Below are 12,905 nucleotides of genomic sequence, written 5' to 3'. Positions count from 1 at the left end.
AACGGTTCCACAGGAACGAACGGTTCCACGGGAACGAACGGCTCTGCAGGAACGAATGGTTCCACGGGAACGAACGGCTCTGCCGGTTCTTCCGGAACTGCAGGCTCTACAGGAAATACCGGCTCCAATGGAGCCAACTCGGGAGGTTCTACTTCAAGCGACGGCAAGCCTTCCGGAGGAACTTCGTCCGGCGGCGGTACGAGCCAGGGCGGGACTTCCGCGACTTCGGCATTGACGAAGCTGGAAGTTTCCGGCGACGAGATTATCATTCGCACGAGTGCGGATGTCGTCCCCGTCACTTCTACGCTGTCTTCTCCGTTTCGAATCGTAATCGATTTGCCGAATTCGACGTTAGGCGCGTATGCCAAGCCGGGCGTCACGGGGCAGATCGAAATGCAGGTCCAGCATCCGAAGATAGAGAAGATCCGGTATTCCCAATACTCCGATAATCCTTCCACGGTCCGGATCGTGCTCGACATGAAACAAAACTCGGACTACCAATTAACGGAAACGAAAGCGACCAAGCAATGGGCTGTAAGCTTCCAGGACAAGAAATATACGGTTGTCGTAGACGCCGGTCATGGAGACTCGGATCCCGGCGCCATGTCCATAACTTCGCGCAAGGAGAAGGATTTTACCCTCCCGGTGGCGAATAAGGTATACAAGCTGCTGCAAATGGAGCCGTCGATCAAGACTCTTATGACCCGTACGGGCGACACTTATCCGACGTTGCAGGATCGGGTCGATTTGGCGAATGGCGCAAAGGCCGATTTGTTCATCTCGATTCACGGCAACTCGTTCAAGCCTACGATCAGCGGAACCGAAACTTATTACTCGCGTTCGGACAGCATTTCTTTCGCCAATCTCGTCCACAAGAAAGTGACGGAGGTTACGGGACTGCCCGATCGCGATGTGCGCAAATCGGACTTTAAAGTAATCCGGGAGACGACCATGCCGGCCGTGCTGCTGGAAGTCGGATATTTGAGCAATGCTATCGACGAAGCTTTGATGTACACCGAAACCTTTCAGGACCGGGTTGCGGCCGCGATCGCTGCGGCGATCAAGGAGCAGCTGAACATATCCGGCATGCCGGTCGAAGTAAAGTCGGCGTCATCCCAGACTACGCAACAAAAGGAGTCGTCCAAAGTAATGACGGCATCCGAATCGTCCGCGGCGAAGACAACGGTTCCGGATTCGACTCCGGTAAAATCGACGGGGACGGCGGCGGACACGACAAAAGATTCGGCTCAAGGCAAAACCGCCCTGCCCGTAAAGTAAGCCCGGCTTACTGGAAGCTTATGCAGCGCTAACGAAATGAACTTTGCTTGGCAAAGTTCTTAGGAGTGATTTCGATGAAGCGAAAGTTCGGTTACAAGCAAATACTTCTCGGTCTGACGCTCACCCTTGCCGTGACCGGCTGCGCCAACGCGAAAACGACACCCGGTCCGGCGACGTCCGGTTCGGGAACCGGTACGAATACGGAAACTCCGGCCGCGAAGCAGTTGAAAGTCAAAACGTATTACGCCGACGACAACCTGGACAAGCTGATCGAGCGCGAAGCGAACGTTTCGTTTTCGGCCGATGCCGACAAGTACAAAGCGGCGCTGGATGCGTTGAAAACGCCGCCCGAAGCGACGCTTTCGTCTCTCAGCAAAGGTATCACGTACCGCACCGTAACGAATCAGAACGGGAATTTGACCGTGGATATTTCGATTGCCGACAATGGGCGCCTGGGTGCTCCCGGTGAAGATTTACTCGTGCAATCGATCCGCAAATCGCTATTCCAGTTCACCGAAGTCCAGACGGTCGAAGTGCTTCTGGACGGCAAGAAGGCAGAAAGCTTAATGGGACACGTCAGCCTCCCTCATCCGATGAAACGGAATTGACACAATGGAAACGGACGATAAGATTGGAAAAAGGCGGGGAGTAGAAGCGTAATGAAACGGAAAATGAAAAAGACACTGAAGCTGGCCGTAGCCTATTCATTGGTATCCACGATGATGTTGGCCGCTCCCGCATATGCGGCGGAGACTACGGGAAGCAGCACGACCGGAAATACGAGCAGCACGAGCAACTCCACATCGTTGCGCCTCAGCTTCCCGGACGTCCCGGCAAGCCATTGGGCGATCAAGCATGTAACGAGACTTGCGGTCGAAGGAGTCGTGCAAGGGGACGATTTCGGCCGCTACAATCCGGAAAGCTCGGTCAGCCAGCAGGACGTCATCATTATGGCGATCCGGATGATGGGCTTGGAGAACGCGGCTCTGCAGAGCAAGACAAACGTAGCGCTTCCTTTCAGCGAGGATGACGTAAGAAAAGATGCACGTCCTTATATCGCTTATGCAATCGACCAGAAGCTGATCAATTTGCAGGAAGAATATACGCAAGGGAAGAAGTGGGGGACGAAGGAGGCTGCCCGGGAGTGGGTAGCCAAAATCGTCATCCGCGCAATCGGTAAAACGCAGGATGCGGTCAATAAAGCCGGAGTAACGACCTCATTTGCGGATAATCAAAAAATTTCCACGGATACGCTCGGTTTTGTCAACGCCGCCCTGTCGCTCGGAATCGTGCAAGGCTTCGAGGACAATACGTTCCGGCCTGACGGCAGCGTGACGAGAGCGCAGATGGCTACGTTCTGGAGCCGGGCCGAGAAATATTTGGCGAATCCGTCCACTCGGATCGTTGCCGGTACGGTCATGGCGATCGATGGCAGCAAGCTGACGATCCGGGACAGCAAAGGCAAGACGCAGGATCTGCAAATCAACACGGCCGCTTCCTTCTATACGAGCAAGAGCGATACGGAGAGATTGTCCGCTTCCGATATAAAGCTGTATAACGAAGTGTATGTGCTGCAAAATCAAAACGTCGCTTATTTCATTGAATTGACGAATGACGAAGTGCCCATGAAGAGCATCGAGGGAACTTTGGTCAGCGTGAATATTAACGATTTGACGGCTTCGATTCAGGCGGACGGCAAGTTTTATACATACGAGCTCGCCTCCAATGTGTCGGTTCGGGATCTGGACGGTGCCGGCCTGAGCCTCGGATCGCTGCTCGAGAACTCCGTAGTGGAGCTCCGGAAGCACGCCGTCATTGCGGAAGCGAAAGTATCGCAAATCATCGTCAAAAAAGTTCCCGTCAACAAAACCGTAACGGGAGCGTTCCAGTCGGTCGATCTGGCGGCATTGACCGTCTCGATCAAAGACAAAGATACCGGTCTTGTCGAGACGTATCCGATCCCGGACAAGTCCGTGTTCACGCAGACCGAGAAATATTTCGATCCGGCGAATTTATTTGCGGGCGACGTCGTTCGCGTCGTCGTGAAGAACGACAAGGTGACTGCGATCGAGGTTGTCCAGCAGTTGGTGGAGAAGCGCGATACGGGCAAGCTGTTGTCCATCAGCGACGACAAAACGATCGTGACGATCCAGAAGGCGGGCGAGCAGCTCGCCGCCTATAAAGTGTCCGACAAGCTGCTCGTCGTGCTGGGCGACAATCAATTCGGATCGGTTCGGGATTTGATGCCGGGCGACGAGATGAATATCGAGATCAACCAGAACAAAATCGACAAAATCACGGTACTCGGCCGCACGATCGAGAACCTGACTTTGGCCACGATCGAGCAATACAATGCGGATAGCAAATATTTGATCGTCAAGGACGAGCAAGGACGTCCGAAAATTTATACGATCAACGATACGACTGCGCTGAAGTACGATGATAACGCGATTCCGCTGGAAACGTTCAAGGGATATTTGGTCAAAGGCAAAAGAGTCAACATCATCGCTTCGCAGGACAAGTTGATTTCCGTTCAATTTGCTACTAGAATGGAAGGCACAGTCGTTTCCGTCAGTACGACAACCGGCGAAGTGACGATCAAGACGGCAAGCGGCGTCTCCCAGACGTACAAGACGATGAGCAGCGTGTACGTGAACAAGTACAGTCAGCCTCTCGCCAAGCTTTCCGACCTGAAAGCGGGCGACTATGTTCGCGGCTTTTTCGACGGAAACCAAGAGAACGTCGTATCGCTTTCCGTCAAGGAAACGCAGCTTGTCCAGACGACGACTGTAGATGCTTCCGCCAACAAAATCACGGTTGTGGATGCGGCCGGGGGCATTGGCAATTATTCGTTATTCGGATTGCCGGTCCATCATAACGGTACGGCTGTCGGGGTCGGTTCGATCCAAATCGATGAACCGCTGCAGATGACGTTTGTCGGCAGCTCGCTCGAGAGCGTACAGGTTGTCGACGCCGTCAGAGGCAAGGTCGCTTCGGTCGATGCCGCGGCAGGCAAAATTACCGTTACCGACTACTCGAACAATACCCAAGTCGTCGAGACCGGGACGAACGTGACAGTCAAGAGCGGAGCGACGGTGCTGCCTTCCCTTGCGGTGCTGAATCCGGAAGATCGGGTACAGATCGTCAAGAATGCGAGCGGAAATACGACGGTCCAAATCATCGGCGGACAACAGCGGACAGTCCAATCGTATGATGCGAACACGAAGGAAATGACGTTCATGCGCGCTACGATCAACGATAAAGCGACTTTCCTTCTGCATGCCAAGGCTTACTTGCATCAAGGCACGCAAGTGCTCGCTCCGACTTCTTTCGTAGCCGGAGAAATCGTAACCGTCTATTTGCTAAACGACAAAGTTCTCGAAATCGCCAAGCCGTAACGTGCATTCGCCAATACGTACGGTTAGCGTCGCCGGAGCGGGCTGAAGCCTGCCCCGGCGACGTTTTTGCGTGAAAGTTCGATGAATCCGACCGACTGGTACACGAGGAGCGACTGGCATGACGACCAAAAAGACGCGGCATATTCTCGACACGATCGCCGAATTGTTTCCCGACGCCCACTGCGAGCTGCATCATTCCAACCCGTTCGAATTGACTATCGCGGTTTTGCTGTCCGCTCAATGCACGGACGAGACGGTGAACAAAGTTACCGCCGACCTGTTCCGCAAATACAAGTCTCCGGACGATTATTTGTCGGTACCGCTCGAGGAGCTGGAACAGGACATTCGACGAATCGGTCTGTTCCGCAACAAGGCCAAAAACATTCAAAGCTTGTGCCGGATTTTGTTGGAGAGATATGACGGGCAAGTGCCGGAAAGGCACGAGCAGCTCGTCGAGCTTCCCGGCGTAGGGCGCAAAACGGCGAATGTAGTCGTATCCAATGCATTCGGCATTCCGGCGATCGCGGTCGACACGCATGTGGAGCGGGTTTCCAAACGTCTCGGCATGGCCGGGCCGGACGATTCGGTGCTTCAGGTCGAACAGAAGCTGATGAAGCAAGTACCGCGAGACGAATGGACGCAAACGCACCACCGGCTCATCTTTTTCGGCAGGTACCATTGCAAGGCGCAAAACCCTCAGTGCGAGGCTTGTCCGCTGCTGGACCAATGCAAGGAAGGGAAAGAGCGTATGAAAACGCCCAAAAAGAGGAAATCTATAAAGTAATAAAGGATCAGGCATAGCCAATAATCGAAGGTGGGATTCAGCATGAAATGCATAGCCGTATATACGAACGATTTTGAAGTGTTCTCCGACATTTACGAAAAAGTGATCAGCACTCCGCTCGCCGAGAACGAGGAGAAGGAAATCGAAGGCGTTATGGTCAGCGAATCGGGAGACGTTCCGGAGCATTACATCGAACGGATGAGAGCGAAGCTCGACGTCGTCGTCATGAAAGTGCGCGAAAAGGATATTACGATTTTGCAGCATGGCGAAGTGTTTGAAATATTTATACCTGAAAATGAAAATGTGGTACACTAGAAACCGGAGAAATTCGGTTTTTTCTTTTTAAGCGGATAACTTCCGGGACTTTCTCGGAATAAACTGCCATTGCAATCATACAAGGCATTGTATTGTGGTCATACTTTTATGGGGATTACTGGGGGAGAGTTCAATCATGAATACGGTGGAGATCCGGGCCATGGCCGATGCAAGGGATGCGATCGCGTCGATCGGCAGCACGATGGCCAAGGCCGGGGATCGCTTGCATGCGGGGAAAATGAATCAATTGGCCGACAAAGCGGCGGATCACGTACTGAACATTGCGTTCTGCGGGCATTTCTCGGCCGGGAAATCAAGCTTGATCAATTTATTATGCGAACATCATTTGCTGCCTTCGAGTCCGATTCCGACGAGCGCCAATGTCGTAACGATCCGCAATGGAGCGGCCGGCGCCACGGTCAAGCTGGCGGGCGGTGAAAACGGCGAAGCGACGTATACCGAGATTCCGCTCGACCTTCTTGACGACTATTGCAAAAACGGCGAAGAAATAGAATCGGTCAGCATCCGTTACCCGATACCGTTTCTTGCGGACAAGGCGGCCTTGCTGGATACGCCGGGAATCGACTCGACCGACAATGCCCATATGATGGCTACGGAATCGGCGCTGCATATGGCAGACGTCGTGTTTTATGTCATGGACTACAACCATGTTCAATCGGAAATCAATTTTGCGTTCACGAAACGGCTGAAGGAATGGGGCAAGCCGCTATATTTGATCGTGAACATGATCGATAAGCACCGGGAGGGCGAGCTTCCCTTTGCGGAATACCGGGACAGCGTGCATCGCGCTTTCGAGAGCTGGCATATCGAGCCGGACGGCATCCTGTTCACCTCGGTGAAGAAGCCCGACGATCCGAATAACGAATGGGGGAAGCTGCTCTCCTTGATCGGAAGGTTGACGGAAATAGCCGATCCGCTCAGAGACAATAGCTTGATCCAATCGGTGCAGCATCTGATCGGAGAGCACGGGCAATGGCTGGCGGAGCAGAACGAGGCCGAGAAAGCGCGGCTCCAAGCCCGGATCGAGGAGGAAGGGGATGCCGACCTGCCCGAGCGATACGAGACTCTTCTGAGGACGATCGAGGAGCGAAAGCAATCGGGAGAACGGCTGCTCGCCGAATGGAGAAAAGAATCCGTTCATTTGCTGGAAAATGCCAACATTACGCCCGCCACGACCCGGGATTTGGCGCACCATTATTTGCAAAGCCGGAAGCCGGGCTTCAAGGTCGGATTATTCTCCCGGGCGGCGGCGACGGCCAAGGAAGTCGAAAGCCGGTTGTCGGCGTTTTCGTCGGATTTTGCGGAGAAGGTAGAAGCCAATATCGTCTGGCATTTGCGGGGACAGCTAATAAAGGCCGGAGAAAGCTACGGCGTCGAACCGGCTCAAATCGACGAGGCGCTGGCATCCGCGATGCGAACGATCAATGACGAGTGGCTGGCCGGTCAAGTGCAAGCCGGGGCCATCGTTTCGAACGAATATACGTTAAATTATTCGAAGCAGGTCGCTGCGGAAACGAAAAGCGTATTTCGACGCGCCGCGTTCGACTTGATCGATCAAATCGTCCGCAGCGTATATGCGGCGGCCGATCGTGAGGTCGCGGAGCTGAGCCGGGAGAAGGAGCGGCTGTCGGAACGATTGACCGCCTATCGCGAGCTGCAGGCGATCGAGGGGAATGAACGGAAGAGCATAGAAACATTGCTCGCGCTGTTCCCTTACCGGGGACCGGACTTGGACGGCATGCTGCCCGATCCGGAACGTCTTCAGGAGCTTACGGAAGGAAGCGTTCCGGCGAGAGCGCATCGGACCGAGAATGAATCCGAACGCTGGTCGCTAGCCTTGAGTCCCGATTCCGGAAACGAACAAAGCTCGACGGGCTCCGGATCGGATAATTTCCGCGCGACGATGGCTCGTACGGCGAATCAACTGACGGAAGCGTGCAAGCTGCTCGCCCCGATTCCTTCGATGCAATCGATCATTCGTTCCATGAAAGAAAAAGCGGAAAGGCTCTCGCAAAGTCATTTTACGATCGCGTTGTTCGGGGCGTTCAGCGCCGGCAAATCGTCGTTCGCCAATGCGCTGATGGGAGAATCGATCCTGCCCGTCTCCCCGAACCCGACGACGGCCGCGATCAATAAAATTATGCCTCCCACGGAGGCGTGGCCGCACGGCTCCGTCAAGGTCAAGATGAAGTCGGCGGAGGCGGTACGCGACGATGTGCTGTTCTCTTTGAATGTGCTGGGCGTCCAAGCGGCGGATATGGAAGCCGCGCTCGCACAAATCGAAGGGCTTTCGCCCGACCGGGTCGGTCCGAGCGGCAAACCTCACTATACGTTTCTGAAAGCCGTCCGCAAAGGATGGGACGAAGCGAAGGACGTACTGGGACAAGAGCTGCGGGTCGATCTTGAACGGTTTCGCGATTTTGTGGCAGAAGAAAGCAAATCGTGCTTCGTCGAATTTATCGAGCTGTATTACCTTTGCCCGTTAACCGAGCAAGGCATGATTTTGGTCGACACGCCCGGGGCGGATTCGATTAATGCCCGCCATACGGGCGTCGCCTTCAACTATATCAAGAACGCAGACGCGATCTTGTTCGTAACGTATTACAACCATGCGTTTTCTCAGGCGGACCGGGAATTTTTGCTCCAGCTTGGACGCGTGAAAGACAGCTTCGAGCTCGATAAAATGTTTTTCCTCGTCAATGCCGCCGATTTGGCGGCAAGTCGCGAGGAGTTGGACGGCGTTGTCGGCCATGTGGGCGATAACTTGCTCCGTTACGGGATACGCAATCCCCGCATTTATCCCGTTTCGAGCTTGATGGCTCTGGAAGGGAAGCGACAGAACGAGGAGACGATTGCCGGAAACAGCGGCATCCTGAAATTCGAGCGCGATTTTGTCCGGTTTGCCGTCGGAGAGCTGGCTGGCATAGCGGTCCGTTCCGCCGGTCAAGAGCTGGAACGCTCGGCCTCGCTGCTGAACCGGTGGATTTCCGGCGCCCGGGAAGGCGAGGAGCAGCGCAAGCGGAATTTGGAAACGGTACGGGAAGCGAGGCAGCAAGCGGAGCTGCTTCTCCGCGATACGGATTCGGCTGCCGATGAGCGGGAAGCGGATAAAGAAATCCAAGAGCTGCTGTACTATGTAAAGCAGCGGTTGACCTACCGTTTCGGCGAACTGTTCCTGTATGCATTCAATCCGGCGGCTCTGCGGGAGGACGCCGGTTCGATCCGCAGCTCGATGCGGGCGGCTTGGTTCGATCTGCTGAGACTGATCTCCTACGATTTGTCCCAAGAGCTGTATGCGACTACGCTGCGTGTGGAGAACGCCCTGAATCGTCTGGCCGCGAAGCGCCACGAGGAGAAAGAGCAGCGCATCCGACTACTGCTGGACGGCTTTGAGGCGGGCGATTACGAAGCGGCGTCGTTTCAAACTCCGGCTGTATCCGAGACGTTGGAGGTGCCGGTCGACGAGAAGTGGCTTGCCGGTTTTTACAAAAACGGCAAACAATTTTTCGAGGGACCGGGCAAAAGCCAGCTGAAGGATGCGGTAGAGAAGCTGTTGACTCAGCCGATCGCGGAATACGTCGAGCGTCACGGCGTCTTGTTCGCGGCCGAATATATCGCCCAATACCGGGAGCGCGTACGCACCGTTCAGGAACAACTGGACCGGCGTCTGAACGAGCATGCGGAGGGGATGCTGGCTGCGCTCGAGATGAAAGTCGACATCGGACAGTTGACGGAAACAAGAGAGCAGCTGCAAGCTTTAATCGGCGCATAGCGCCGCCGGTAGAAAGACGTTTTCCCCATTGGAGGGAGAACGTCTTTTTTTCTATGGAGGCATAATTCGCATACAGAAGCGAACGAACTGGAGCGGTGGAGACTAGTACCTAGTACATCGTATCGGAAGTCCGTTCCCTTCACGCTGGCGCGACGGTAAAGGTCGCCCGGCCGGGAGGGAGGAAGGCAGGCAGGCGAGCAGGCGAGCAGGCGGACAGGCAGGCAGGCAGGCAGGCAGGCAGGCGGATCACCGCTATCCGCCGTGCGTACCGGTATTTGGTCAAGCCGGCTGCGGAAGTGTCCGACAGCGGGAACGACGGGAACGGACATCCTGGCGGTGGATGGAGAGTCACGGATCCGGTGGCCCCTTCCAACTCACCTGCAAAAGTGCATGCAGATATGGTCCAAAACGGCCCATCCGACGATCTGCCTGTAAAAGTGCAGGTAATTTCCCTCAATTAGCCGTTTTTAGCGAGCTCTGGCGCGATCTACCTGCACATTTGCAGGTAATAGAATGAACAGGTCAAATTGCGGCCAAACAAGATGCACTTTTGCAGGTGGGTCCCCGGAGGATCCTCACCGCCGATCTGTTCCCGCTGTTCGTTGACCTCGCTCGGTCCGGCGTTTGCCTGACTGCTATCCCCGGTATTTTTGCACGCCTTTGCTGCGCAGCTGCCTCCGGCACAATTGCACGCCGCCGCCCCTTGGCTGTCTCCGGTACAATTGAACGCGCCGCCAAACGGGTTACCTCCGGTACAATAACGCGTCGCAGCCACATAGCATCTCTTGGTAAAATAGCACTCCGCTGAGACACGGGCTGCCTCTGTCACAATTGCGCGACTTCGCCCCATGGCTGATTCGGGTACAATTGCACACCCACACCGCCGCGACACGGCGTTCCCTTCCGAGAAATCCGTATACGATCCGATAGCGTTGCCGGCCACTGGCTCGAATTTACGAACCAGCTGCTTTGACGGCGCTTGCGTACCTGCAAATCCATCAAATAACGGAACTGGCGTATGCTATTGCCCAGATTCCCCCTGTTTGTTGCAAAATAAGGGAAAACCGTTCCGCTATTCCGCAGTTTACTCCAATTTTAACCCTGAATGATCGTGGTAACGGAAGCCGGTTCCGTTATCTTCAAGCGTATTACGAAATTCGTGAAAATAACGGATTCCAGTTCCTTTATTTATTGTACACGCCTCATCAGAGGACTCCAGGTTATATGCGGACGATGCTGTCGCAGGTTTTTTCGCAATCTTCTTTCTATTCCAGGTATTGACGGAAACAAATGCCACGCTATACTGAAATACAGGTACAATACTGGTCGTAATGGGAGGGGAATGGATGGAATCGGGGCAGAAAAGGGAACGGAAGAGCATTCAGGAGGAGCAAGAGGAGCAAGAGGAGCAGGAGGAGCAAGAGGAGCAAGAGGAGCAAGAGGAGCAAGAGGAGCAAGAGCAGCAAGAGCAGCAAGAGCAGCAAGAGCAGCAAGAGCAGCAGGAGCAAAGCATTTATGAGCTGCTAGGACGCCCTTGCCGCAATTTCAATATTTTGGCGACGGCCGTTATGACCGATCCGCTGGACGGACGGGAAAAGCTGGTGCTATCCAACTTCGCCGCGGGACAAACGGGCAATCTGATCTTTGTCGATACGATCACCGGAGCAGGCGAGTCCGTCCCGATTCCGGGCGATGCGGGGGCATGGGGGCTGGTCAATTGGAACAACGAGAAGCTCGTTGTCGGCACGTGCCCGCAGCATGCTTATCTGCACTGTCTGGACTTGAAGACCCGCTCATGGGCCGAGCCGCTCAGCGACCCGGGGGAGAAATATTTTTGGAAAATGACTCTTGGTTCGGACGGCAACGTATACGGGGGGACTTGGCCGGGCTGTTCGCTGCTGCGCTACGATCCGGTAACCCATACGCTCGATAATATGGGGAGAGCGTCCGACAATCCGAAAAACCAGTACAGCCGGCCGGTCGATGGCAGCCTGCCGGGCTATATTCTGCTCGCCGGCGGTTATGACGAGCCGTTCCTGAAGGCGTTTCACATCGAAAGCGGTACGTTTCGCGATTTCGGCACCCCGGGCTTCGTCGTCAGGGAGGTGACGGATACTTTTATATGTACGGCCAAGGACGGGCAATACGAGTTTTATGACCCACGCACGTTCGAGCGGCTTCCGGACGACGGGCTCAAGGACAAGCTGACCGCGCAGGAAACCACGCTCTCCAGTGGCAAACGTCATCGGGCCATCGAGCTCGCCGGCGGGCGCTTTGCCGGCGTGCGGGGACAAGATCTGTATTTCGTCGATAGCCTGGATGAGACGCCGGAGTTGAACCGAATTCCCGTGGAGGCGCCTGCGACGCAAATCCATACGCTGGCTTCCGATGAGGAGGGGCGCATATGGGGCTCTTGCGGCTTCGGGCAGACGATTTTTCGCTACGACCCCGAGGATGGCTCTGAATGGAACTCCTCCTCGGTATGCGATGCCGGAGGTGAAGTTTACGGCATGGTATTTCTCGACGGCAAGCTTTTCATGTCGTCCTACGTCGGCGGAGACCATATCGTATACGATCCGGCCAAGCCTTGGGATCAGTTGAACAATGCGAATCCGAAGACGCTGAAGTCGGTGTCGCCGGAGTACGTACGACCGGAAGGTCGCAGCGTCCTGGGGCCCGACGGAGGCATATGGACCGGTTGGTCGGCCAAATACGGGACGTATGGCGGAGCTTTGTCCAGAATCGACCCGCAGACGCTTCAGGTCGAATGCTGGACAGCCCCTATTCCCAACGAGCAGCAGGTTTCAGGGGTGGCAGCCGATGAACGTTACGTCTACTTCACGACAAACGGCGGAGCGAGCGGTCTTCCTTACAAGGACGTTGTTTGCCAATTCGGCGTATGGGAGCCGGGGACCGGGCTCGTATTCGAGCACCGCTTCGAGGCGGGCCAGCGGACGGGCAATGCGATCGCCGCCTTCGATTCGAAAGTATTCGTCCGCGCCGGCGCGCACATTCGCATATTCGACCCTACGCTGCTGCGATTCACCGGGAGCGTCGCGACGGGGACCGATTGCGGCTGGATGGTGCGGGTCGACGGCCGCACGTTGGCCGCTTTTTGCGGCCGCAAGCTGCTGCTCATCGATTCGCGGAGCACGGACGTTTCCCGGGAGATCGGTCTGAGGGGGCATGTGGGAGCGGCTGCCGCTACGCCTGCCGGAGATTTGGTTTTCGCGATCGGGGAGGCGGTATACCGTTTGTCCGCCGCCAGCATTGCCCGTACATAGTCGCGACTAGAACGTATTGGGATGCAACGGACGTTTTCTGCCCCGGCAGGGAA

At 55.4% G+C, this 12,905-nt stretch carries 7 protein-coding genes; all 7 read left to right on the top strand.

From position 1 onward, the window contains the following. On the top strand, positions 1-1,278 hold a 1,278-nt coding region (locus FE784_RS27755; RefSeq protein ID WP_139605501.1), incomplete at its 5' end, for an N-acetylmuramoyl-L-alanine amidase. A 74-nt stretch (positions 1,279-1,352) separates the two neighbouring features. Continuing rightward, positions 1,353-1,886 (top strand): GerMN domain-containing protein, encoded by a 534-nt coding sequence (locus FE784_RS27750; protein WP_139605500.1) that lies wholly within the window; start codon positions 1,353-1,355, stop codon positions 1,884-1,886. 51 nt (positions 1,887-1,937) lie between these two features. Further along, positions 1,938-4,676, top strand: coding sequence for an S-layer homology domain-containing protein (locus tag FE784_RS27745; RefSeq protein WP_139605499.1), 2,739 nt, complete (start codon positions 1,938-1,940; stop codon positions 4,674-4,676). A 118-nt stretch (positions 4,677-4,794) separates the two neighbouring features. Then, a complete protein-coding gene (gene nth / locus FE784_RS27740; RefSeq protein WP_139605498.1) occupies positions 4,795-5,460 on the top strand; it encodes an endonuclease III in 666 nt (221 codons plus the stop codon). Between the two features lie 42 nt (positions 5,461-5,502). Next, positions 5,503-5,775, top strand: coding sequence for an NAD/NADP transhydrogenase alpha subunit (locus tag FE784_RS27735; RefSeq protein WP_139605497.1), 273 nt, complete (start codon positions 5,503-5,505; stop codon positions 5,773-5,775). Positions 5,776-5,911: 136 nt separating this feature from the next. Then, positions 5,912-9,568 (top strand): dynamin family protein, encoded by a 3,657-nt coding sequence (locus tag FE784_RS27730; protein WP_139605496.1) that lies wholly within the window; start codon positions 5,912-5,914, stop codon positions 9,566-9,568. Between the two features lie 1,346 nt (positions 9,569-10,914). Further along, positions 10,915-12,852, top strand: coding sequence for an NHL repeat-containing protein (locus FE784_RS27720; protein WP_176706567.1), 1,938 nt, complete (start codon positions 10,915-10,917; stop codon positions 12,850-12,852). Positions 12,853-12,905 lie beyond the last annotated feature (53 nt).

Source organism: Paenibacillus hemerocallicola, assembly GCF_006265175.1.
In the GTDB taxonomy this organism is placed as follows: domain Bacteria; phylum Bacillota; class Bacilli; order Paenibacillales; family NBRC-103111; genus Paenibacillus_AB; species Paenibacillus_AB hemerocallicola.
The sequence above is the reverse complement of the archived record's forward strand: the minus strand, read 5'-3'. Positions and strand labels throughout refer to the sequence as shown.

Bases quoted from the DNA above. Each gene is read 5' to 3' on its own strand.
- FE784_RS27750 (WP_139605500.1), top strand. From the start codon at position 1,353: ATGAAGCGAAAGTTCGGTTACAAGCAAATACTTCTCGGTCTGACGCTC.
- FE784_RS27745 (WP_139605499.1), top strand. From the start codon at position 1,938: ATGAAACGGAAAATGAAAAAGACACTGAAGCTGGCCGTAGCCTATTCA.
- nth (WP_139605498.1), top strand. From the start codon at position 4,795: ATGACGACCAAAAAGACGCGGCATATTCTCGACACGATCGCCGAATTG.
- FE784_RS27735 (WP_139605497.1), top strand. From the start codon at position 5,503: ATGAAATGCATAGCCGTATATACGAACGATTTTGAAGTGTTCTCCGAC.
- FE784_RS27730 (WP_139605496.1), top strand. From the start codon at position 5,912: ATGAATACGGTGGAGATCCGGGCCATGGCCGATGCAAGGGATGCGATC.
- FE784_RS27720 (WP_176706567.1), top strand. From the start codon at position 10,915: ATGGAATCGGGGCAGAAAAGGGAACGGAAGAGCATTCAGGAGGAGCAA.